Source organism: Spirosoma lituiforme, assembly GCF_054776635.1.
Genome location: NZ_BAAHBO010000002.1, coordinates 768,712 through 793,005, shown reverse-complemented (window position 1 = coordinate 793,005; position 24,294 = coordinate 768,712). Strand labels below are relative to the sequence as shown.

General features: G+C 50.0%; 19 protein-coding genes. 10 read left to right on the top strand and 9 right to left on the bottom strand.

Annotated features, from left to right (window positions below; all coding sequences use genetic code 11):
- Positions 1-178 precede the first annotated feature (178 nt).
- The 4 genes from ACYU87_RS11690 to ACYU87_RS11675 all read right to left on the bottom strand — a co-directional run bounded on the left by ACYU87_RS11690 (position 179) and on the right by ACYU87_RS11675 (position 6,110).
- Positions 179-1,108 (bottom strand): nucleoside hydrolase, encoded by a 930-nt coding sequence (locus ACYU87_RS11690; protein ID WP_461134247.1) that lies wholly within the window; start codon positions 1,106-1,108, stop codon positions 179-181.
- Between the two features lie 55 nt (positions 1,109-1,163).
- The gene (locus ACYU87_RS11685) at positions 1,164-3,068 is read right to left on the bottom strand and encodes a CocE/NonD family hydrolase (RefSeq protein ID WP_461134246.1); all 1,905 of its coding nucleotides are present in this window, start codon (positions 3,066-3,068) and stop codon (positions 1,164-1,166) included.
- 275 nt (positions 3,069-3,343) lie between these two features.
- Complete coding sequence (locus ACYU87_RS11680) at positions 3,344-4,483, bottom strand: amidohydrolase (RefSeq protein ID WP_461134245.1); 1,140 nt, start codon at positions 4,481-4,483, stop codon at positions 3,344-3,346.
- A 79-nt stretch (positions 4,484-4,562) separates the two neighbouring features.
- Positions 4,563-6,110: a S10 family peptidase gene (locus ACYU87_RS11675; RefSeq protein ID WP_461134244.1), complete on the bottom strand. Its 1,548-nt coding sequence runs from the start codon at positions 6,108-6,110 to the stop codon at positions 4,563-4,565.
- Positions 6,111-6,352: 242 nt separating this feature from the next.
- Here ACYU87_RS11675 and ACYU87_RS11670 point away from each other — a divergent pair, with 242 nt between their 5' ends.
- Together ACYU87_RS11670 and ACYU87_RS11665 are read left to right on the top strand one after the other, a co-directional pair.
- On the top strand, positions 6,353-7,627 hold the full coding sequence (locus ACYU87_RS11670; protein ID WP_461134243.1) for a M20/M25/M40 family metallo-hydrolase: 1,275 nt from the start codon (positions 6,353-6,355) through the stop codon (positions 7,625-7,627).
- Between the two features lie 228 nt (positions 7,628-7,855).
- Positions 7,856-8,641 (top strand): NIPSNAP family protein, encoded by a 786-nt coding sequence (locus ACYU87_RS11665; RefSeq protein ID WP_461134242.1) that lies wholly within the window; start codon positions 7,856-7,858, stop codon positions 8,639-8,641.
- A 99-nt stretch (positions 8,642-8,740) separates the two neighbouring features.
- On the opposite strand, the gene ACYU87_RS11660 is transcribed toward ACYU87_RS11665, so the two are convergent.
- Positions 8,741-9,466, bottom strand: coding sequence for an NrtR DNA-binding winged helix domain-containing protein (locus tag ACYU87_RS11660; RefSeq protein ID WP_461134241.1), 726 nt, complete (start codon positions 9,464-9,466; stop codon positions 8,741-8,743).
- A 254-nt stretch (positions 9,467-9,720) separates the two neighbouring features.
- Between ACYU87_RS11660 and ACYU87_RS11655 the strand changes: the two genes are divergently transcribed.
- Positions 9,721-13,173, top strand: coding sequence for a ThuA domain-containing protein (locus ACYU87_RS11655; protein WP_461134240.1), 3,453 nt, complete (start codon positions 9,721-9,723; stop codon positions 13,171-13,173).
- A gap of 37 nt (positions 13,174-13,210) precedes the next feature.
- Entirely contained in the window at positions 13,211-13,591 is a 381-nt protein-coding gene (locus ACYU87_RS11650) for a hypothetical protein (RefSeq protein ID WP_461134239.1), read from the top strand.
- A 128-nt stretch (positions 13,592-13,719) separates the two neighbouring features.
- Here the strand turns inward: ACYU87_RS11650 and ACYU87_RS11645 are convergent, their stop codons facing one another.
- Positions 13,720-14,817, bottom strand: a complete 1,098-nt coding sequence (locus tag ACYU87_RS11645) for a GntR family transcriptional regulator (RefSeq protein WP_461134238.1) — start codon at positions 14,815-14,817, stop codon at positions 13,720-13,722.
- 428 nt (positions 14,818-15,245) lie between these two features.
- Here ACYU87_RS11645 and ACYU87_RS11640 point away from each other — a divergent pair, with 428 nt between their 5' ends.
- The gene (locus ACYU87_RS11640; protein WP_461134237.1) at positions 15,246-15,710 is read left to right on the top strand and encodes a 3-oxoacyl-ACP synthase; all 465 of its coding nucleotides are present in this window, start codon (positions 15,246-15,248) and stop codon (positions 15,708-15,710) included.
- A gap of 156 nt (positions 15,711-15,866) precedes the next feature.
- Here the strand turns inward: ACYU87_RS11640 and ACYU87_RS11635 are convergent, their stop codons facing one another.
- A complete protein-coding gene (locus ACYU87_RS11635) occupies positions 15,867-17,495 on the bottom strand; it encodes an amidohydrolase (RefSeq protein ID WP_461134236.1) in 1,629 nt (542 codons plus the stop codon).
- Between the two features lie 107 nt (positions 17,496-17,602).
- Here ACYU87_RS11635 and ACYU87_RS11630 point away from each other — a divergent pair, with 107 nt between their 5' ends.
- Entirely contained in the window at positions 17,603-18,994 is a 1,392-nt protein-coding gene (locus ACYU87_RS11630; RefSeq protein ID WP_461134235.1) for a TolC family protein, read from the top strand.
- Between the two features lie 87 nt (positions 18,995-19,081).
- Positions 19,082-19,291, top strand: coding sequence for a DUF2188 domain-containing protein (locus ACYU87_RS11625; protein ID WP_461134234.1), 210 nt, complete (start codon positions 19,082-19,084; stop codon positions 19,289-19,291).
- 57 nt (positions 19,292-19,348) lie between these two features.
- Here ACYU87_RS11625 and ACYU87_RS11620 read toward each other — a convergent pair whose 3' ends face one another.
- Positions 19,349-20,422, bottom strand: a complete 1,074-nt coding sequence (locus tag ACYU87_RS11620) for a DNA topoisomerase IB (protein WP_461134233.1) — start codon at positions 20,420-20,422, stop codon at positions 19,349-19,351.
- A gap of 107 nt (positions 20,423-20,529) precedes the next feature.
- Positions 20,530-21,129, bottom strand: coding sequence for a hypothetical protein (locus ACYU87_RS11615; RefSeq protein ID WP_461134232.1), 600 nt, complete (start codon positions 21,127-21,129; stop codon positions 20,530-20,532).
- Between the two features lie 160 nt (positions 21,130-21,289).
- Between ACYU87_RS11615 and sucD the strand changes: the two genes are divergently transcribed.
- From sucD to ACYU87_RS11600, 3 genes are all read left to right on the top strand, one after another.
- Complete coding sequence (gene sucD / locus ACYU87_RS11610) at positions 21,290-22,165, top strand: succinate--CoA ligase subunit alpha (protein ID WP_461134231.1); 876 nt, start codon at positions 21,290-21,292, stop codon at positions 22,163-22,165.
- A 108-nt stretch (positions 22,166-22,273) separates the two neighbouring features.
- Positions 22,274-23,395 (top strand): DUF4271 domain-containing protein, encoded by a 1,122-nt coding sequence (locus tag ACYU87_RS11605; protein ID WP_461134230.1) that lies wholly within the window; start codon positions 22,274-22,276, stop codon positions 23,393-23,395.
- A 95-nt stretch (positions 23,396-23,490) separates the two neighbouring features.
- On the top strand, positions 23,491-24,276 hold the full coding sequence (locus ACYU87_RS11600) for a uroporphyrinogen-III synthase (RefSeq protein WP_461134229.1): 786 nt from the start codon (positions 23,491-23,493) through the stop codon (positions 24,274-24,276).
- The last annotated feature ends 18 nt before the right edge of the window (positions 24,277-24,294 follow it).

Below are 24,294 nucleotides of genomic sequence, written 5' to 3'. Positions count from 1 at the left end.
TTAAGAAACCTCACCAGTCGGGTTTAAGAATCGCACCGCCGACCCGGCTGATACCACCCCTACACCACCCTAGGGACACCGATCGCATGAATCACGAAAACAGGAATGTAGAGAAGAGAAAAAGCGGGTGGGATCATCGTCAATCTCACTCACTTTTTCTCTTCTCAATTCTGATCAATTACCGTTTAAACTGCGCCAGCAGGTACTCGTAAAAATAACTCACATTCACATCGGTTGCGATGGTCAGTTCATAACCTGACTCATCCAGGTAGGTCTGTCCGGCATTAGGGGGTCGTGTGCTGACGTTCGCCCTTACCCGTTCGGTGGCGAAGTGTTCGGGCATCGCCAGGTAGCTGGTTGCCAGAATATCCCACATAAAATAGGTGTACTGGTAGCTCGGAATCGTGTCGATGGTCAGCGCCCAGAGTTGGCCTGTAAGGTTGGCTAATTTATAGTCAATCTGGTTCGCCAGAGTAGACAGGAACTGTTTGGTAACTGGCACGTGATTCGTGACATCCAGCGGAATGAGTGTCAGCGGTAATTCATAGGATACCAGTTTCTGCGAACTGACCGGATCCCAGAATACATTCCATTCGGCGGTGCCATCGTGCTGATAGGTCTGTACATTTCCAGGAACACGAAAGGCCCCGGCCATCCAGATAACTTCCGAGATTTTCTCCTTTAACTCGGGCGCTTTCTCCAGCGCCATCACCAGATTGGAACATGGTCCCGTTAGCAGGACACTCACCTTTTCAGTCGCTCTTGTCAACGTCTCCACAATCAACTCGGGCGCACTCAAATAGGCGTAAGGATCGGGAGACTTGGGCAGGTTGATCAGCAGAGGAAGGGCATTGATTATTTCGGGTCGTGCCCGCCACTCGCTCGGAAAAGCATTGATGCCGTAATAGTCACCTCGCCCCAGGGGAATGTGTTCCTGCTCCATCAACTGAAGCAGCTTATACGTCGAATCAAGAGCCGGTTCAATGTAACAGTCGGCGGGCGTAACCGTGATACCGACCAGCTCGACATCGGGCATGGTCAGCACGAGCAATTGCGATAACAGATCGTCGATGGCTCCGTCGTGATCCATCAGGAGAAGTTTGGGCATTGGGTAGAATGTATGATGTTTAACGATTTACGTGTTGGGTGTGGTAGCCACCACTTTATTGAGCCAGTACCCCTACTTTCAGAAAACTGACTCCCGCCTTGCCGTGGTATACGCGGTGAGTTGCTTTCTTATAATCAGACTCTTTGGCGCTGAAGATGGGGACGAAGGTTTGCGGGTTCCGGTCGCTCCAGGGAAAGCACGAACTCTGTATCTGCACCATGAGCCGATGCCCCTTTTTGAACGTGTGCAGCACGTCCTGCAATTCGACCGCCACTGATGTGGGCTGATTTGGGGTGAATGGTTCAGGTTTGCTGATGTTGTTGCGGTAGCGTCCCCGCATAATTTCGCTCCGCACCAGCTGCTGATAATTGCCGTAGACAACACCGGGTTTTCTGGTAGGCTGGGGGGCATCGGTCGGATAAACATCAATGACTTTAACAACCCAGTCGGCGTCGGTACCGGTCGTTGAAACGGTAAGCTGGGCCAGAATAGGACCGGCTAACGTCAAGTCGTTGGTCAGCGTATCGGTCTGGAATGTCAGCACATCCGGGCGAGCCGAGGCAAACCGCTGGTCTTCGACCATATACTCGGCGGAGAAACCGTCGTTGATTTTACTGGAAAATGGAACCGGGTGTGCCGGATCAGACGGAAACTCGGAGAAGGCGGCACCTGCTGCTGAAGGACTAAAGCTGAGTTTGCCATTTCCGGCCAGATATACCTGTTTCTGCGTCGTCCCCGTCGGCGGATAGGTGTCGAACGAGCGCCAGCGATTTGTTCCGGTCTCAAACAAGGTGGCTTCGGGAAGGGCCAGTGGAGTAGCGGTTTGACCGTTCGACTCGTTGAAGAGATAATGTTTGAAAAATTTGGCTTCGATATTCGCCTGATAGTAAGGCGATACCTTCGAGCCGAAATCCAGATCGGCCAGCGTTTGCCCCGACGGACCCGCCCAGCCGCCATGTATCCAGGGGCCAACGACGAAGATATTCTGAATACCGGGATTCTGTTTTTCGATGGCCTTGTACGTATTGAATGTGCCAAACAGGTCCTGCTCATCGTACCAGCCGCCCACCACCATAACGGCCTGTTTGATGCCTTTGAGATGCGGCAGGATATTGCGCTTTTTCCAATGCTCGTCGTAAGCAGGGTGCTCAAAATTCTCGTGGTAGTATTTGTTTCGTCCCTTGTAGTAAGTCGTTTCTGAATTGGCGGTTGGTCCCATGTTCAGGTAAAAATGATAGCCGTCGGGATCATCAATGTCGAAAAGAGCGGGCGGATTTTGTTTGGTGGGTTGTTTGTGTTCCTGAAAAGAGGAGTAAAAACCAAAATTGGCCGCATACATAAACGCTCCATTGTGGAACGCGTCATCGCGCCAGAGATCAGCCATCGGGGCTTGCGGGGAGGACGCTTTCAGCGCCGGATGGCCCGAGACCGATCCTGCCGATGTGAAAAAGCCAGGGTAGCTAATGCCCCATTGGCCCACGTTGCCGTTGTTGGCTGGAATGTTTTTCACCAGCCAGTCGATGGTATCGTAGGTATCCGAAGCTTCATCATGATCCGTATTTCCTTTTTTGGTATCGATATGCGGGGTCATCTCCACAAACGTTCCCTCCGAGGCCCACCGACCCCGAACATCCTGGTAAACAACAATGTACTTATCGCGAAGCATGAACGCATTCGGACTAATCCGCCGACGAATACGGTCGAGCCCATAAGGCTGGCAACTGTAGGGCGTCCGCTGCATAATGATTGGATGCTTAACGGTCTGATCTTTCGGCGCGTATACCTGGGTGAAGAGTTTGGTACCATCGCGCATGGGCACCATGAACTCAAATTTCTGATAGTTCTCCCGTACATAAGCCGAATCCTGAGTGAGCGTAAACGGATAGGGATTGGCGGGTGGCGTCGTCTGGGCGACAGCCAATACGGGAATCAGCAACAGGAGCGTGAAAAGTGTTTTCAAGGGAATGTGAGATGGATTGGTTTCGATGCAACATAGAACCTTATTCCGCTGGTCGAACGGGTTGGTCGTTAACAATAGTCAACTTACGCAAGTATAGGCTAAACGAGTGATCGAACCGAATGAGTGATGTCTCCCTGGTTTTTCTATTTCTCGGTTTGTGTCTTCACGAACCGCTGGCTGTAATGACTGGCGTGAGAGGCAAGTGTGTTTCGGGAAGGGCGGTTCGTGAAGACACAAACCGAGGAAGTAAAACGACGTCAGAGGGAACAATCGGTTCAGGAATGAGCGATGGCAATCAACTCAAAAAATAACCGGGCGGCAGGTTCAATCAGATTATCATTAAAATCGTAATCGTCATTGTGCAGGGCTGGGGAGTTCTCGCCGTTGCCGATGCCAAACATGGCGCCGGGAAAATGCTGCGTGAACAATCCGAAGTCTTCGCCCCATTTGAAGGGTTCTTGTTTTTCAACAAAGTCATAGCCTAGCTTCAGCGCACAGGCTTTAACCTGCTCGAACGCTTTGGTGTCGTTTTCGTTGGCAACGAACGCTTCGGTATACCTCGTTTTTGTGGTAAGACCGCTGGTGGTGGCTAGCTCGGCGAGTAACGCCAGTAACTCAGACTTAAGCACTTCCATTCGTTTGGCATTCCGGGTTCTCAAGGTTAAATGCACCTCGCCGTAACCGGCCGATATACCGTACGATTGCTCGCCCATGACCGTATAAACCGGCGTTACCAGCGCAAACCCATTCGATCCCGGATCCGGATTCTGTATTTGCCTGGTTCTGAGTATAAAATCAGCCATCACGTAGGCCGGATTTAAGCCCTTTTCGGGTTCGGCCGAATGAGATACTTTACCTTCGAATGAGATGATCAGACTGAGTACGGATGATGTAAACGCTCCCGGTTTACACACGATAACACCCTGTTTATAGCCCGGCAGGTTATGCAGCGCAAATGTTCTGTCTGGACGAATGGTTGCAAAGGCGGGGTCGTTCAACACGGCTTCTGCGCCCTTGCCATTTTCTTCAGCGGGCTGAAACAGCAAATACACCCGGCCTTTTTTTACCGGATTGGAGGTCAATAAAGACGCTAGGCGGGCCAGAATTGCCGCATGACCATCGTGACCGCATTTGTGCGAAACTCCGTCGATCCGCGATCTATGCGCAAACGCGTTAATTTCCTGTATCGGTAACGCATCAATATCCGCCCGAATTAATGTTACAGGGCCTTCGCTGCTTTCGCCGTACTGGAGCAGCAAACCGGTATCAGCCAGTTCGATCAGGCGAGTGGGCGCAAACTGACTGACAAAAGATTTTATTCGCTTCTGCGTATGAAATTCCTGACACGATACTTCGGGGAATTGGTGAAGCTCCCGCCTGAATGTCACGAAACTATCTTCCTGGTCTGGCGTCATAAAATAGTTGATTTTCTGTCATCCCGACAAAGGAGGAATGACAGAAAAACCATAAATACAGTATTTACTAATAGCCAACCTACCGGCTTCCCGAATACCGGGCTGGCGCACTATTTTGGGGCGTACTTTTCTGGATGAACTTGCGGAGGTGCTCATTACTCGTAGCGAGATCCTCCTTACGAAGGTACATCATATGGCCGCTTCGGTAGCCGACCCATTCCATCCGGTCATTCAGTTTGCCGCTGGCGTCCATCTGCCACATATTGTATTTGGCGTTGAAGTAATCGCAGGCCCCGTCGTAATAGCCCGACTGCACCAATACGCGCAGGTAAGGGTTCTGAGCCATTGCCTGACGCAGGTTTTCGCCCGTGTGGTTATTGGTATTATCCCAGGGAAAGGTAGGGCCGAACATGTAGTATTTCAGGTCGGTTTTATAGTTCAGTTCCTCGCGCATGAAAAGGTTGATGGCGGGCGTAAACGAGTGCAGCCAGGAAGTTAATTCGGCGTTGTAATCGGGACCGATACCGGCATCTTTACTGTCCATACCCAGATACCGGGAATCCAGCCGACCCACCGTCTGACTTTTGTTCCGGAGCAATTCTTTCCAGAAAAAGTTGGCCGGTACGTCCAGATTCTGCTGCATTACGGCTGTTTCGGATAATCCCGAATACCGGGCCACTTTGGCTGCAATTTCCTTCCGTTTCTGGTCGCTTAACGAACCGCCCAGGGCCAGCGCGGGCAGGTATTCCGAAATCGTAAATGCTTCTACTTCGGGCAAAATATCCGTTAAATCCTTCTTTTGCAGGTCGGCCGGTAAGGCTTTGTGATACCAGGCCGTTGCCGCAAAATAGGGCAGCTTGAGAGCTCCTCTGGCCGGTCCATCCCGCTCAATACCTAAATCAGTTGGCGAGACCAGTATGACGCCATTCAGGTACATCCAGTGTGCGTTCTGAAGCTCAAGTGCCAGACCCGATACGCGGGTTGTACCATAACTTTCGCCAATCAAATACTTGGGCGATGCCCAGCGATTATAGCGGCTCACGAAGGTATTGAGCCAATCCGCTAAGTACTTAATATCAGCGTTTACGCCGAAAAACAGTTTGGCCGCGGGCACATCTTTATTGGCGGGTCGGGAAAATCCCGTATTGACCGGATCGACGTACACAATGTCGGCTACATCCAGAATCGAGTTGGGATTGTCTTTGATGCCATACGGTTGGGTGGGGTAACCTTCGTCATCAATTTTCAGGATGCGCGGGCCGGTATAGCCAATCATCATCCAGACGGAAGCGGTACCGGGACCACCATTAAATGAGATGACCAGTGGGCGCGTTGTTCGGTCGGCTACATCGGACCGTTCGAAGTAAGTGAAAAATACACCGGCCACGGGCTTACCTTCTTCATCCCAAACGGGAATGGTGCCAGCAGTCGCTTTGTAAGGAACCCGCTGGCCTTTGATCGTGACTTGCCCGTTGGTCACAACCTGCGAGTCCATGTTCAATGTGCGGGAGAGCGCACCGGGCTTGTCTTCTTTCGGGGCTTGTTTATCGGGGCTGACAGACTTTTGGGCAAGTGTGTTGGTGAGCGTGTAGCAACAGAGGGACAGAATCAGGAAAGCTTGTTTCATGAATAATACGTGAACGAGATGATTGAACGGGTTCTGGCAAGGTGCCTTTTTCGACCGAAGATAAGAAGAATAGCATAGCGAAGTATATATTCTGGGTGAACACTAAACGGCAAAACGGCGAACGTTTGCGCGTTGACTCAATTAGTCAATCAAAGTCTGATGTCAATTTATAACGGCATTAGATTGTATTTTTGCCACTTAATATTCTGTGTTTCGTATTTATTGCCTAATTAAATTAATTTATGAGATATATTTTAGTCAGTCTGTTACTGGTCGCTTCGGGCGTGTCTGCCCAGTCACTGTCCAAGCCCGAAACGGGTGTGATAGCCACCGTGAAGAAGCAAATGCCGGAAACTGAAGCTTTTCTGGAAAAGGTCGTTAATATCAACAGTGGTTCGCTCAATAAAGAAGGTGTGCGAACGGTTGGTAAACTGATGTCGGATGAACTCGACAAGCTGGGGTTCAAAACAGAATGGGTTACGTTACCCGATTCCCTCAACCGGGCCGGACACCTGGTAGCCACCCGGCAGGGGAAAAAAGGGAAAAAACTGTTTCTGATTGGTCATCTGGACACCGTTTTCGAAAAGAGCCTGCCGATGGAACCCTTTACTCTTGTCAATGATTCGACGGCTTCGGGGCAGGGTGTCAACGACATTAAAGGGGGTGATGTGCTGGTGATTGCCGCGCTGAAAGCGCTTAACACCCAGAAACTGCTCGATGATACTTCCATCACGGTCTACTTTACCGGCGATGAAGAAAGTGGTGGTGGTGCAGCCAGCCGAATTGATTTTATAGAGCGAGCCAAGAAATGTGACATCGCGTTAGCCTTCGAAACGGCGCAGGGCCTGCACAGTGTAACCACCGGCCGTCGGGGTTCCAGCAGCTGGACGCTGAACGTAAAAGCCCGAACGGGGCACTCATCCCGAATTTTTAGCGACCTGGGGTACGGTGCTATTTATGAAGCCGTTCGCATCCTGAACGAGTTTCGGCGCACGCTGGGGCAGGAGCAGTACCTGACATTCAACCCCGGTTTAATTGTGGGCGGTTCGGAGGTGCATTATGACGACAAAACGGCCAAAGCAGAAACCATTGGCAAAACGAACATAGTGGCCGGAACGGCGCTGGTGAAAGGAGACCTTCGGTTCCTAACCGAAGCCCAGAAAGAAAGTGCCCGAACCCGCATGCGCGAAATCGTGGATAAATCTCTGCCCCTCACGAAAGCAACGATCTCGTTCTCCGATGGCATTCCAGGCATGGAGCCTTCGGCGGCCAACGATGAGCTTCGTAAACAGCTGGACAAACTCAGCCGCGATATGGGAATAGGTCCCGTTCTGGCGGGCGATCCGGGTTTGCGCGGAGCGGGTGATGTGTCGTTTGTGGCGCAGTACATGCCCTGCCTGGATGGATTAGGCGCATCGGGTAAGGGAGCGCACAGCATTGAAGAAACCATGAACACTAAAGAATACCCCCTGTTGATTCAACGCACCGCTTTATTTATTTATCGACTGACGCGATAAAAAGGATTTGGTCAAATTGCCTGGAACACGATCGACTTGTATTTGTCATCCCGACAAAGGACCGGGCAGCCGGAGCCGGGATCTTCGGTATTGAACAGAAAAACGCATTCTACCGAAGATTCCCTGTTGTTTGGAAGACAAAGGATAAATCAATTCCGAAAATTTTAGTTTATTTCTGTGAGTTTTACCTGGATTTCTGCTTTACTACTAAATACAACTTATTTACGTATGTTCAGTAATTATAAAGCAGCAAATGCGCGTTTCGTGGGCCTTCTGTTGGCGTTCCTTTTCACCCTGAATCAGGGATTTGGTTTCGCCCCTAAACGTGAATTTTATCAGGTCAAAATCTATCACCTCAAAGACAACAGCCAGAAAGAACGACTGGAGACGTACTTGAAGCAGGCGTATCTGCCCGCCCTGCATCGGGCTGGTATTGGTAAAATCGGCGTTTTTACGCCCGCCGATGCCGACTCGCTGGTGTATATGCTGATTCCGTTCAAATCGGTAGATCAGTTTATGGGCCTCCCCGAAACGCTGGCGAAAGATAAGCAATACACGTCGGCCGGGCAGGATTACCTGGAAGCTGCATTTGACAAGCCTGTTTACAAAGGATTCGAATCTATTCTGATGGAGTCGTTTGCTGGTATGCCGTCTATGATCTTGCCGAAACTAACGGCACCAGCGGCCGAGCGCGTTTATGAACTTCGACGATACGAAGCCGCTACCGAGAAACTGCATGAGAACAAGATCAGCCAGTTTAACAATGGCGAATTGGAGATCTTTAAGCGGTTGGGCTTCAATACGGTATTTTGTGGGCAGGTGAAAGTGGGAGGCAAGCAGCCGAGCATAATGTACATGACCTCGTTTGATAACAAAACCGAGCGCGATGCCCATTGGAAAGCGTTCAGTGCCGATCCGGCCTGGAAAACCTTAAATTCGCTGCCAGAATATGCCCATAACTTTCTGCGAGCCGATATTTACTTGTTGCATCCAACAGCCTACTCCGAGATTTAAACGAAGTGGTACGCTGGCTGTAAACCCGGCGTACCATAACTTAAAACGTTTAATGAGTGATTGCAAACCCGTTTTGCTTCCTCCTTTGATCCGGGTGTTTTACTTCAGAAAGCGGTAGAGGTAGGGAGCCTTGTTGGCGGCACCCGTAAACTTTTTGTCAAGCCGTTCCAGTACATTCAGGTCCAGAATTTTCTTCTGAAAATTGTTACGGGCCAGTGGCTTATCAAAAATAGCTTCATAGAGTTCCTGCACTTCCTTCATTGTGAATGTTTCGGGGAGCAGGTTAAAGCCGATCAGCTTCTGGTCGAGGTTGAGCCGCAAGGTGTCAAGCGCGCTGACGATCATCTCGTTATGATCCATGATGAGCGTCGGTAACTGCCGGCAGTCATACCAGTCAATCGACTCGTCAATATCACTTAGCTGGGGAACGACTTTGTTCATGTCGACCAGGGCGTAATAGCCGATGGAAACGAAGCGTCGGGAAATCCATTCCAGCTCGTTGAGAGTAAACTCCCTGCCTTCCACCGTCTCTGCGTTGAGTTCAATCAATCGTTGTAACAGGCGATTATTGGTCCGTTCGGCGGCACCAAATACCCGAAACTGCTCCAGATAAATGTCCTTTAGGCCGGTTCGATCTTCCAGAATTCGGCGAGCGGCCTGGTCGATGCTCTCATACTGATGGATGAATCCACCCGGTAACGCCCAGCAATCACACAGAAATTTAAGTTTAGGGATCAAGACGTTGAGTTGTTTCCCTCTATAGCCAAAGATAACGCAGTCGATGGAAAGCTGTTGAATGTAGTCCTGTTTACTTAAGGTATGCATCGTTCGTGGGGTACTACCTATTGAAAAGAAATTCGCTAAGATATTGTTCAGATCAGGTAAGGCCCCTCGGTCATTTGTCGACTTGGCCCAGCCAAAAGCCACTCCGTTGACTGAAATATCTGTTTTAGTGGAGCATTATCCTGAAATTATAATAGTGCAAATATAGAATTGTATAAAATTTATTGTCTAAAAAAAAGACAATGATTGATTTGATGCTATCTTTGTCTATTAATGGATCGTAAACAGTTTCAGGAATGAACGCTAATCGTCTACTAGTCTGTACCCTTGTGTGGGGCTTATGGCTGGCTACTTGGTCAACACAGGCCCAATCAACCAAAATTAACGCGTTAGTTTTCAGTAAAACGGCCGCGTTCCGGCACCAGTCCATCGAAGCAGGAAAGAAGGCACTCGCCAAAATGTCGGCGGAGAAGGGATTTGGCGTGAGTTTTACCGAAGATGCGACGCAGTTCTCGGAATCGAATCTGAAGAAATACAACACAGTTATTTTTCTCAACACGACGGGTGATGTTCTGAACGATGAGCAGCAGTCATCCTTTGAGCGGTATATCCAGGCGGGTGGCGGTTATGTGGGCATTCATGCGGCTACCGACACGGAGTACGAATGGCCCTGGTATGGTAAGCTGGCGGGTGCTTATTTTCTGGATCATCCGATGCCCAATAACGTGCAGAAAGGCAAGTTCATCGTGGCCATGAAGAATCACTGGGCGACGAAAGGTATGCCTGATGAATTTGACCGAACGGATGAGTTTTACAGCTTCAAGAACATCTCACCCAAAATAAACGTCGTCCTGACGATTGACGACAAGAGCTACACCGGCGGCAAGAATCCTGATTTTCACCCCATGAGCTGGTACCAAAATTACGACGGCGGTCGGTCGTTTTACACCGCTATGGGCCACACCGACGAGTCATTCGCCGAGCCTCTGTTTCTGAACCATCTGTGGGCGGGCATTCAATATACCGCCGGTGGCGATACGCCCAAACCACTCGATTACGCCAAAGCCCGTCCCGAAGAGAACCGGTTCAACAAAGCCGTTTTGGCCGAAAAACTCGACGAACCGATGGAATTAAGTGTGCTCGGCGACGGACGTGTGCTGTTCATCCAGCGTAAGGGTGAGGTTCAGCTTTACAACACCAAAACAAAAGAGCTCAAAACCATTACCAAGATTCCCGTTAGCACGAAATACGTTAGCAAAGAAGGAAAAGAGTCGATGGGCGAAGATGGGCTGATGGGCCTCAACAAAGACCCGAACTTTGCTCAGAATCACTGGATATATCTCTATTATTCAGATCCCGCCGAGTCCAAAAACGTCCTGGCCCGCTTCGAGCTGAAGGGCGACGAACTGGACATGGCGTCTAAAAAAGTATTGCTGGACGTGGCTACCCAACGCGAAGAGTGTTGCCATACGGGCGGCTCCATTGCCTGGGATCGGTCCGGTAATCTGTACCTCTCGACGGGCGACAATACAAATCCGCACGGATCAAACGGTTATAGCCCCAGCGATGAGCGGGAAGGCCGTAGCGCCTGGGATGCGCAGAAATCGTCGGCCAATACCAATGACTTACGGGGGAAAATACTCCGCATCAAGCCCCAACCCGATGGTACGTATACCATTCCAGAGGGTAATTTATTTGCCAAAGGGACGCCCAAAACGCGCCCGGAAATTTACACCATGGGTCACCGTAATCCGTTCCGCATCTCGGTCGATCCTAAAACCGGTTACGTATACTGGGGTGAGGTGGGACCTGACGCTGCCAAGCCAGATGCAGACCGGGGTCCCGCCGGGCATGACGAGGTAGGCCAGGCGCGCCAGGCGGGTAACTTTGGCTGGCCCCATTTTGTAGGCGACAATAAAGCTTACACCAAATACGACTTTACCGCCAGTAAATCTGGCGATAAGTGGGATGCAAGTGCCCCGAGCAATACATCCCCTAACAATACGGGTCTGAACGTGCTGCCTCCGGCTCAGAAAGCGTTTATCTGGTATCCTTATGATGGCTCGCCTGAGTTTCCGCTGGTGGGTGCCGGTGGCCGTAATGCCATGGCAGGGCCGGTTTTTTACGCCGACGACTTCAAAGGAGCGACCCAGGCTTTCCCGAAATATTACGATGGTAAGCTGCTGGCCTACGACTGGATGCGCGGCTGGATCATGGCCGTTACGATGGATTCGGCTGGCAATTACCAGTCGATGGAACGGTTCATGCCAAGCTATAAATTCTCCAATCCAATGGACATGGAGTTTGCCGATAACGGCGACTTATACATGCTCGAATATGGCTCCGGCTGGTTTACAGCCAACGACGATGCCCGCCTGATTCGCATTGAATACAACGGAGGAAACCGCAAGCCGCAAGTTCAGATCGCGGCCAACAAGCTGGGTGGATCAGCCCCAATGAATCTGAAACTAAGTGCTAAAGGCACAACGGATAGTGACGGCGATGCCCTGACGTATTCCTGGAAAATCGCGTCCCGGACGAATGGATTTAGTAACCAGATCAACACGCCGGATGCTACCCTGACGCTGGCCAAACCGGGCGTTTACAAAGCAACGCTAACCGTAAATGATGGAAAAGGCGGTATCAGTTCGCAGTCCATGGATATTACGGTTGGTAACGAAGCGCCGGTTCTAACGGTAGAATTGCCGGGGAGCAACAAGTCGTTTTTTACGCCGAACAAGCCATTTCGTTATGATATCAGGGTGAACGATAAAGAAGACGGCACGTTAGGAAAAGGCATTGATCCGGAGCGCGTTGCGGTTAATATCGATTACATGCCCGAGGGTTTCGATCGCGTTGCCATTGCGCAGGGTCACCGTTCTGCCGACGCCGGTGCGCTACTGGCCGGGGGCAAAAAGCTCATCGAAGCGGGCGACTGTAAGGCCTGCCACAGCATTACCAAAAAGTCGATTGGGCCTGCCTACATGGACGTGGCGAAAAAATATAAAGGCGACAATGCCGCTTTGGAACGGTTGACAAAGAAAGTAATTGCCGGGGGAAGTGGCGTCTGGGGCGAAACGGCCATGGCGGCTCACCCACAACTTTCGACTGCCGATGCCGCCGAAATGGTCAAGTATATTCTCAATGTATCGAGCGAAGCTGCGCCGGCTACTGCGTTGCCGGTGAAGGGTAGCTACACCACGAATCTGCCAGCGGGAGACAAGGGCAAAGGCGTGTATATCGTGCGGGCTTCTTACGAAGACAAAGGAGCCAAAGGACTGCCATCGCTGAAGTCGGAACAGACGTTTGTGCTGCGCAACGCCAGGGCTGATGTGCATAGCTTCGACGTGTACGATAACGTGAATAAAATGTCTTTCGGTGGAAATAACCTGGCTATTCCCAGCAAATCAGGCGCGTACATGGCCCTGAAACAAGTCGATCTGAAAGGTGTTACGGCGTTCAATGTTATGGCTACTGCGCCCAGACCCCAGCTTAATGCGAAAGGTGGTAAGGTTGAACTGCATCTGGATAGTCCCACGGGTAAGCTGATTGGTGAATCTTCGTTCCTGGAGGCTTCCGACAAGATGGATTTCAAACCCTCTCAACTAACCATTCCGGTTAAACTGCCCGTTCCGTCAGATAACAAGCCGCACGACATTTATCTGGTCTTCACAAATCCGAAGGAAGCACTCGGTAGCTTGATGGTCGTGATGGGGGTCGAAGCCGTACTGGCTTCCGTCAGTCAGTAAAAATTCCTTAACAATTCACCTTTAATTGTCTATTGCCATGAAAAAAGTAAGCGTTCTCTTCTTTCTGATGCTATTGAGCGTTGCCGTTAACAGTATTGCACAAGCCCCCGCTCCAGCCGACTTTTTTGCCGGGAAATGGGATATTGTCGTAGCCGGAACACCCAATGGCGATACACAACTGGTCGCCAATCTGGTGCGGAAAGACGGCAAGCTAACCGGAGAAATAACGAGTCCGGCCGATACCACTAAAGAGCCAATTCCGATTACCAAAATTGAAGAAGGCACCGACAAACTGGCTTTGTATTTCACGGCACAGGGCTACGATGTTAACCTAGATCTGGCCAAAGTTGATGACGACAACCTTAAAGGTAGCCTAATGAACATGTTTGATGCCAAGGCGAAGCGGATAACGCAATAGAAAGAACATCAGTTGTTTACAGAAAGAGGACAGGGGCTACTCCCTGTCCTCTTTCTGTAAACAACTGATTGCCAGAGGCAACTATACATGCGGTAAAAACATTTTTGCGCTCAACACACACACTACGCTTACAACGACCCTCGTCGAATCATGTAAAACGGGTTTTTCACTTTTATTCGCTTGTTGTCCAGCAGGAGCGAAGCCGCTGTGTAGCCCATCGCTTCGAAATCGGTTGTGATCACGGTGATATTCAATAACTCCTTCAGCGTTGTCTCATTAAACGAAATGACGCCGACATCATGACCCAGTTCGTAATTAGCTTGCCTTGCCTTTTTAACGACTTCCGATAAGTCGGTTTCTTCAACGACCACATACGCTGTGCCTTCCTGCAAATGCTCGTGAATGGCGTTCTCCTTGATCGAAAACTCCTTATTGTAGTTGATGCAGAACGAGCGGAACCCGTGCGCAATCTCGACGGGATAGTTGCCATCACTGGGCAAAATGAGGACCATCCGGCTATACTTATTCAGGAGGTCCTGCGCATTTTCCAGCGCCCCGCAAATGTCCTTATCGAAGTTCTGATAAACACTCAGGGGCGACCCGGCCAGTTCAGATACGTCTTTATCCAATAGTACGAGTTCGCTGGGAGGAATGGACGCCAGTACCCGCATGTAATCCGCTTTATCCAGATCCTGCGTAAAATGAGGCATGACAACGTAGTAGTTGTATTTGCCCAGGTTTTTCGCAATAATCTCCTGAAAGTGACAGGCATTGTAATGATGAATCTGCAAATCGACCGTTGCTTTGTCGCCGAGGGCTTTCAGGAAAGCGTAATAGATTATCTTTTTGTAGGAACTGAGTTTATTGAAAACCAGAAGAATTTTAATCTTGGCGTCCGTATTTGTCTGTATATAATAACCCTTGCCCTGCACCGACGTAATGTAGCCCCGCTCACGTAGTTCACGGTAGGCCTTCTCCACGGTGTCCCGGGCGAGGTAATACTCCACGCTCAATTCGCTGATGGACGGTAGCTGCTCGTTACTTTTCAAGACACCCCGCTCAATATCGGTAATGACCGACTGTACAATCTGCTTGTACTTAGGCGTTTTGTCCTTCGGATTAAATTGAAGTTTGTAGAGCGGAGGGAAGGGGTTGCTACACACGTCGGCGAGGTCTTCATAGTGTTGACGACGGCCATGGCCTAAGGACGTAAATTTAGCAATCATATCTTTGTGCTTTATGTACTATTCGAGGAGTAGAAAAACGCTGTTCAGCTTTCGATAGCTGTAATTCTTTATAAGCTTCCGAATAATACTAGATATAAAGGAGAAATATAAGCATTTTTTTTCTGCAAACGTTGCCGGTATCGTTTCCGAAAAGTATGAATAACAGAATTAGTTGTAAAATAGTAAGGTGATTGGGCTGAACGAAGCTTTACCGGATAAGTATGCAAATTCTGTATAAACAGTCGTAGAATTGTACTAAAAGAGGAGAGTATTGACGTTCGTAAACTTGAACTTACCTGAAACGGGTGAACCTGTTTAGCGAAACTATTGTCTTTTCAGGCAGATGTTGGCTTTCCCAGTTCGTGAGGACACAAACCGGGGAAACGCACGTACACAGTAAGGTAACTTTACCCAAATCAAAACCTAGATTGACGAATACACACCAACAAACGAAAGCGGCTTTGCTGGCTTTGTGTCAGACATACGTGCAGAAACGCATCGACACGGCCCGGCAAGCCATGGAGGCTGCTCAGGAAGCAGCTAATTCGGAGTCGAAAAGCAGCGCGGGCGATAAATACGAAACTGGGCGGGCTATGGCACAACTCGAACGTGATCGTCATGCGCAATTGCTGGCCGAAGCACAAAAGATAGCGCGCGAATTGAAGCAGCTCAACATCGACAAGACCTACGAAACGGTTCAGCCCGGAAGCCTTGCCAGTACTAACCGGGGGGTATTTTTCATTAGCATCGGGGCCGGTAAACTAACCATTGATGGCGTAGACTATTTCGCTGTTTCAGCGGCATCGCCCATTGCATCGGCACTGGTTGGCCGCAAGACCAATGACACCGTTACGTTCAATAAACTGACGTATCAGGTGCTGGACGTGCGTTAACGTTGTGGTTAGTGGCTGACTTAGTTAAAACGGAGACAATCGATCTTGTCATCCCGACCGGTCCGCTGGTGCGGCAGGAGGGATCGTCAAACAGGCTCCCTGCGAATTTTCTTCCCGCGTGTATTGACGGGAATAAGTCAACACGACTTATTCCCGTCAATACACGCGCTCTCCGCCAATCCAGGTTTGTCTTACTTTTGTCTGACGTAATTCCGGCTTGGGGGCAGTCATGATGTCGCGGTCGAGTAGGATAAAGTCGGCCTGCTTCCCAACGGCTATACTACCCCGCAAATGATCTTCGAAACAGGCGTAGGCGGCCCAGCGGGTCATGGCTAGCAACGCTGATTTACGATCGACGGCATTCTCCATTTGATAACCCCCCGACGGAAAATTTCTGGCGTCCTGACGGGCGACGGCGGCATGAAACCCAAAGAGCGGATTGACCGCTTCGACTGGAAAGTCACTACCGAAGGCAATCAGCCCGTTTTGTTTCATCAAATCGTTGAACGCATAAGCGCCTTTCACGCGAATTGGCCCCAGGCGCTCGGTGGCCCAGTACATATCTGAGGTGGCGTGTGTCGGCTGAACGGATGGAATAATCGAATATTTACCGAACTTCCAGAAATCATCGACCGATACGACCTGAGCGTGTTCAATGCGCCAGCGTCGGTTATTTGACCCTTTCAGCAGTTTTCCGTACAGGTCGAGCATCAGGTGATTGGCCGAATCGCCAATACAATGAGTATTGGCCTGAAAATTCGACGCATACAATAACTTGGTCACACGCTCCAGTTCCGACGGACTGAGCAGCAGAAAGCCACCTGTTTGCGGACGATCCGTGTAGGGGCGTCGCAGGCAGGCACCGCGTGAGCCCAGGGCTCCATCGGCGTATAACTTGAACGATTTCACAGTGAGCCAGTCCGTCTGGAAAGGTCCCCGTTTGAGAAAATAATTCAGGTTTGGCTCGCCGAGGCTAACCATTGCGTAATCGCGGATTTTTAGTTTGGATGCCTTTTGCAGACTGTCGATCAGATTAATTTCGTCGGGGCTGATTCCCGCATCCGAAACCGTTGTCAGTCCCAGCGACACACAAACTTTCTGCGCTTCCAGCAGCATATTGGCTTTATCGGCCAGATCGGGTTGCGGAATCACCCGCTTGATAAACTGCATGGCGTTGTCTACCAAAACGCCCGTCGGTTGCCCATTCTGAAGAATAACTTCGCCCCCCGGTAGTTTTGAGCCAGCCGTTACCTGCGCCAGCCGAAGCGCTTTTGAGTTGACGAACAGGGCATGTCCATCCACTCGCATCAGAGCCACGGGCACATCGGGAAAAGCTGCGTCCAGTTTCTCCTTGGTAGGAAAGCTTTTCTCCGACCAGTCATTCTGGTCCCAGCCGCGGCCCGTGAGCCACATGGCCTCCGGATGCTGCTGGCGAAACGCCTTCAATCGGTCAAGTAACTCATCGTAGGAGGTTGTGCCAACCAGGTCGGCCTGAGTAAGAACCTGGCCGAGCCCCAGAAAGTGGGAGTGGGGATCGTAAAAACCAGGGTAAACGGGTTGCCCACCCAGATCGGCCGTACTATCGGCCTCGTATTCATCCGACAGTGCATTGGTCTGACCAACGGCTATAAATTTACCGTCCTCAACCACAAAGGCATCCGCGATGGTAAAACTCGAATCGGCGGTATAAACGCGGGCGTTCTTAATGAACAGATCAGCCTTTTTTTTTGACGAACAGCCTAAAAACGTGGCGGTAAAAGACAATAGTAGCAGTAAACGATGCATGACGGAGTCTTAATGAAAAATGCAAGTTAACTCAAAGTTAATAAGCTAGCGAGTCAATCGCAGATTCTCTTACTTTTGCTATACGTGTCGTTGTTAACCTATATTCGATGAAACTCAGTCATTACTTTCTTTTTGCCTTCCTTCCTTTTTCGGCCTTCGCCCAACAGCCATCTCAACCTGCTAAAACCCCGATTCAGCGCGCGTTAAGCAATTCTACCATTGTTCAGCAGGGAGAAATGATCTCGCTGGCTGTCGCTGTTCAAACGGCACTGGCCCAAAATTATCAGATCAAGATAACGCAGGCGCAGCAGCAGGTAGCCGTAGCCAACAATACATTAGGGTATGCCGGTATGTTGCCCAGCCTGACCGGTAATCTGAACAATAACAGTTCCAACCAGCATCTGCGGCAAACCTATCTGGTTCCTACCACATCTCCTACCGATCGGCCCGGGGTTGTTAGCCGGAATACGACCGTCGGTCTCAATTTCAACTGGACGATTTTTAACGGGTTTGCGACGTTTTATGTGTTCGACCAATTGAAGGAACTGGTGCGAATCAGCGAAGTAAATACCCGGGCCAATATTGAAGGAACCGTGGCGAATGTATCGTCCGCTTATTACGATGTGGTGCGTCAGTTACAGCGCCTGATGGCCGTACGGCAAGCGCTGGATATATCACAGTATCGCCTTGATCTGGCCAAAACGAACTTTGAGGTGGGTAGTTTTTCGAAAGTAGATTATTTAACGGCTCAGGTGGATTACAACGTTGACAGTGCTGCCCTGATCGCCCAACAACTATCGCTATCGAATGCCAAAATTCTGCTGAATACACTGCTGGTTCGCGATCCGTCCACTGAATTTGCCGTGCGTGATACCATCCTGGTACGTTCCAATCTGGCCCTCGATCAACTGCGCGAGTCCATGATCAATAATAATCCACTATTGGCAGCTGCCGTACTGAACAGGCGTGTCGCCGATCTGAACATAAAACTGGCAAAAGCGCAACAACTCCCAACCGTAAACTTATTATCGGGTTATACCTTCACTAATACCAATAACCAGGGGGGGAACACAACAGTAGCAACGGCCAGAAACAACGGTTTCACGTACGGGATTCAGGCGTCGGTACCGATTTTCAACGGGTTCAACCAGCGTCGACTTAATCAGGTTGCTGCTGCTAATGCACGCTCTGCCGAGTATCAGGCCAATGACCAGCGTGTACAGCTTGATTTCTCTCTTACGCAAACCTACCAGCAGTATAAAACTAACCTGCAATTGCTATCGCTCGAAATTCAGAATTATAAGATCACGACCCAGAACGTAGATATTGCCTATGATCGCTACCGTCTGGGAACCCTGACCGCTGTTGGATTTCGCGATGTGCAGCGTAACCTGCTGGACGCTCAACTTCGGTTGATCGATGCGGAGTATAATGCCAAAACGGCGGAGATTGAATTGCTGCGACTGAGCAGTACGATTACCCAGGAGCTTGCCCGTTAGATAATCCGTTCAATTGGTTTGCACGCTAATTCATGAACAGACTGGTTTATTACCCGACTAGTATAAACTCATTAACGCGCCATTGATATGCCCTGGACTAAGAAAGAGTACCCGCCGTCATTGAAAAACTTTATGGCGCCGGTACGCAACAAAGCCATCGATATTGCCAACGCCCTGGTGGCAGAAGGTAGTGAAGAACCGCGCGCTATTGCCATTGCTACGGCCAAAGCGGAAGAATGGGGTGAAAAACGAGGGATTAAAATTCGTAAGGACAATGCCCCGGAGGCAAAGAAATAGAGTGGATGGGCAGACCAGAAAGCAGGCATGTGTCACACGCTGGCCTGCCTGTCCACTCTATTTCCCAACCGTTTTCTTTAGCTGGTCCGTCAAAAATTTGAGTAAGAGTTTCTCGATGCCGTCGAGGCCATGCGGGCTGCTTTGTTTGAAGCGGGCTTTCTGTTTGATGTACGGGTTCAAATCCTGACACTCATACGCTTCCAGAATCTGGGGGTGTACGTAGTGTTTGCGGCAAACGGTACGTGTATTACCCAGTTTGTGAGACACCTCATCCAGAATGGTGTTGACATTTTTCTTTAGCTCTTTTTCCGTTTCGCAGGGTTCCAGTTCGGCCAGCAGGCGCAGCGCGTTTACCGTGCCGGCCCAGGTGCGAAAATCTTTCGCCGAGAAATCGTCGCCCATGGTTTCGTGCAGGTAAGCGTTTACCATACCCGAGTCGATTGGTCGTCGGTCGCCGTTCTCATCAAAATACTGAAACAACTCCTTGCCCGGAATATCGCGGCAGGCTTTCACCAGACGCGACAGTCGCCGATCGTGCAGCGTAATGTCGTGGTAAATGCCCTTTTTCCCTTTGAAGCTGAAGCGTACCTCTGTTCCTTCCAGCGTCACATGTCTGTCTTTAAGGGTCGTTAAGCCGTACGAACCATATTCTTTCTCGTAGGCGGCATTTCCCACCCGAATCAGGGTTTGCTCCATTACGCTCAGGGCAATGGCAATTACTTTTTCGCGCGAGAGCTCGGGTTTCTTTAAATCTTTTGCCAACCGTTCGCGAAGCAGGGGCAGGGCCTCCCCGAAAGCGACCATCCGAAAGAATTTTGTCTGGCTTCGGATCGCGTTCCATTTCGTGTGGTAGCGATATTGTTTCCGGTGCTTGGTGTCAATACCGGTTGCCTGTAAATGACCATTTTCTTTGGGACTGATCCAGACATCTTCCCAGGCGGGGGGCAACATCAGGCTGCGGATACGGGCCAGCGTGTCTGGATTATCGATAGACCTACCCTGTGTATCAACGTAATGAAACTGGTCTTTAGAAGGTTGGCGTTTAATCCCCGGCATCGTATCGCTCATGTAAACCAGCCGGGCTGCGCGAGCCGCTTCGACTGGGTTATGGGCTAGTTCCAATAAATCCACGTTCGTTGAGAGTATAGGTAGAAAATAAGTGATGGAGTAACTGGTTGATGAAGGAATTGGTTAACCAATCAGCCATTTTTTACCTACTTTACACGTGGTCGGTTCACTTATTTTCGCCCATGGGTTCCTGCCCGCCAATCCGACGCCTTTCCGAAAAACCACAGGGCCAGGGTAGTCGCGTAATGGTAGAAATCAGTGGGGTGAATAAAGCCAGCGAATGAATCCGCTTTTGTGGCCAGCCCCATCATCATAGCGGCCAGCACGACCCAGAGCCCGCGCTTATTTCGCTGGAGAAGCGAGAAAACGGCCAGCAGCATAAGTACCAGAATTCCCAGGGAGGGTACAATGGGCGTAAAGATGCGCACGGTGGGCATCAGCAGGCTTATAAAGAGAAACAAGCCAAAAAGAACCGTCGTGACAAAAGAAATCAGGGTGAGGGTCTGTTGGTTCAGCAGGGCGTAAACGGCCATGACGACGCACACAACACCCAGTGAATCAGCTAATATGATAATAGATCGATGGAGCGGTTCCAAGGCTTCATTGCCCGCGAACTGGAGAACACCAATGAGGGCCGCTATGGAGGTTGTTAGCAGAAAAAATCCCCAGAGGAGCCGGTTGAACAGGGAAATGCGTCCAAAAAAGTGCCAGAACACTCCGACGCCCGCCCCGGCCAGAATGGAGCCGGAAAGGATGTGCGAAAAAATCATCACGTAATTTACGAAGTTTCGGCTACTTTTGCCCAACTTTTTATCAGGAATAAGCCTATTTAACCAAATGGAAAAGAAGGTGACTAGTCTCCTCTGAATTCTGTTTTGTCTGGCAGGCATTTCTACATTTAACCGTATCGCCAACGATTTACAAACCGTCATGAGTGTTTTAGTCAACAAAGACTCCAAAGTTATCGTCCAGGGCTTTACCGGCTCGGAAGGCAGTTTCCATGCCCAGCAGATGATTGAATACGGCACCAACGTTGTTGGGGGTGTAACACCTGGAAAAGGTGGACAGACCCACCTCGACCGGCCCGTGTTTAACACGGTTCTGCAGGCTGTTGAGCAGGCAGGCGCCAATGTTTCCATTATTTTTGTGCCGCCGGCTTTTGCTGCCGATGCCATTATGGAAGCCGCCGAAGCGGGCATTAAAGTGATCATCTGCATCACGGAAGGCATTCCAACAGAAGACATGGTAGCTGTGAAAAATTACCTGTCTGGTAAAGACGTTCGGCTGATTGGGCCAAACTGTCCCGGCGTAATGACGGCTGAAGAGTGTAAAGTAGGGATCATGCCCGGCTTTATTTTCAAGAAAGGTACCATCGGTATCGTTTCCAAATCAGGTACATTGACGTACGAGGCTGTTGACCAACTGACGAAAGCCGGTCTGGGCCAATCGACAGCTATCGGTATCGGGGGAGACCCGATCATCGGAACAACGACCAAAGAAGCGGTTGAACTGCTGATGAACGATCCTGACACGGAAGCCATCGTCATGATTGGTGAAATTGGTGGCGGTATGGAAGCCGAAGCGGCCCGCTGGATTAAGGCAGATGGTAACCGTAAGCCCGTTGTGGGGTTCATCGCCGGCCAGACAGCTCCGAAAGGACGCCGGATGGGTCACGCGGGGGCCATCGTTGGCGGAGCTGACGATACCGCAGCGGCCAAAATGGCGATCATGCAGGAGTGTGGCATTCACGTAGTGGATTCGCCTGCGCTGATCGGCGACACGATGCTCAAGGCATTAGGGAAATAAAAAATCGAAAGAGTGAAAGAGCGAAAGAGCGAAAGAGTGAAAAAATATGTAATGAGCAGGATTGCTGTAGCAACGCTCTTTCATTCTTTCGCTCTTTCGCTCTTTCTTTTGTCCGCTACTGCTCAACCTCGTACTACCGGCATTGGACCCGGCGGACGGTATTATCCCGTTCACGATTTTCGCGACGATTTTCAAGTGTACGATGAAGGGGCCAAAACCTATATTCCGTACATCGGTGAACAACACGCGGGCCAGACGGCTCTGAGCGCTTATGTTGATCTGGAAAGCAACCGGCATTACAATCTGCTGATTTCCACCCGCCGAGACGGGTATTTATTTATCAATGCTGCGCTCAAACGCAAACTTGTTGCCGATCGGTGGCAGGTACTCAGCATTGACAGTTTGTTTCGCGTATATCGTCAGCCGGAAATTTTCCTTACTATTTACGGCGCGCCCGGTCTCGACGACAAGCGGGTGTTTATCGGGTACCCAAAGTCAGCGACGCAGAAACAAGTTGTGCTGGGCGACGATAATCTGAGCGTCCGGCCCAGGCCCCAAACGATCTACGATAATTTTCTGAGCCTGGGACTGTTGTTTTTGCTGGCAACCCACGCCTTCCTGTTCGCCCTTTATCACCGGGCTTTCTTACGATTTTACAGCCTGCAGGATCTAGTCTCTTTCCGGGCGCAGGAGGAGTCATTCCTGATCAACAGACCGTTGAGCGGTACGAACATGCTGTTTACGCTCAACCTCAGTTTTATCGTTGCCTACCTGATCATTTTTGTGCAAAGCCGTAACCTTGATGTGTTTGCTTCTCGCACCTTACTGCTTGGCGGACAGCATTTTGGCTGGCTCATTGGCGAATTTTTTCTGATTAGTGGCGTCGCTTTTCTGAGTCTGGTCGGGAAATATACTTTACTCGAAGTAATGGGTGGACTGTATAAATTACAGGACATTATTCATGTTCATTACTTCAAGATACTGCAATCGTCATTGCTGTTTTTCACGGCGCTGGCGCTTCTGCTAGCCATTATCCGGTTCAACTTACCCACGCTGATCTGGATGCCTAACATGCTGCTTTTGCCCCTGGTAGGGTTCTATCTAGCTCGTTTATTCCTGCTTTACCTGGTGATCCGAAGCTTGGAGCCTATCAAGAATCTTTATTTATTTTCGTACCTTTGCATCGTTGAATTGATTCCACTTATAATCGGTTTGCGTTTTGCGCTTTGAGGAAAAGTGGTCAGAGATAAGTAAGCTATAGTCTGTTTTTGGCTCGTTAAACGTTTCAAAATAGAAAATTAGCTGTTGAACCCAGTAGAGATTCAATGAACGAACCCAGCATGCAATCCACCGAAGACCGGCTCGCGAAAGTAAACCGGATGTTAGTGACCCAATCCCGACCAGCCGACGACAAATCTCCCTATTTCGATTTAGTTAGCAAGTACAATCTTCAGATTGATTTTCGTCCTTTTATTCAGATTCAGGGTGAGTCATTCAAGGATTTCCGGCGTCAGAAGATTAACATACTGGCGCATACGGCCATCATTTTTACCAGTCGCAACGCCATTGATCACTTTTTTCGGATCTGCCAGGAAGGGCGCGTTGAGGTACCGGCTGATATGAAATACTTTTGTATTTCGGAACAAACGGCCAACTACCTTCAGAAATACATTGTCATTCGAAAACGCAAGATTTTCAACGGGACAAAAACAGCTGCTGAGTTGTTCGATCTGATCAAGAAACACAAAAACGAAAAGTTTCTGTTTCCCTGCTCGAATATTCGTCGGAACGACATCCCCGAGTTCATGGATACCAGCGGTCTCCATTTTACCGAGGCTGTTATGTACGATACGGTACCTACGGATTTGTCGGATCTTGATATTCAGAGTTACGATATCATTGCCTTCTTTAGTCCATCGGGTGTCAGTTCGTTGATGAGTAATTTCCCGGACTTCAATCAGAATGGCACGCGCATGGCTGCCTTTGGTCCTACAACGGCCAAAGCGATCAGAGAAGCGGGCTTAACGCTTGATATTGAGGCTCCCTTACCCAATGCACCATCCATGACGGGTGCTTTGGATCTGTATCTGAAAAAGGCTAACAATCAATAAACCATAGTCTTTGTCTGA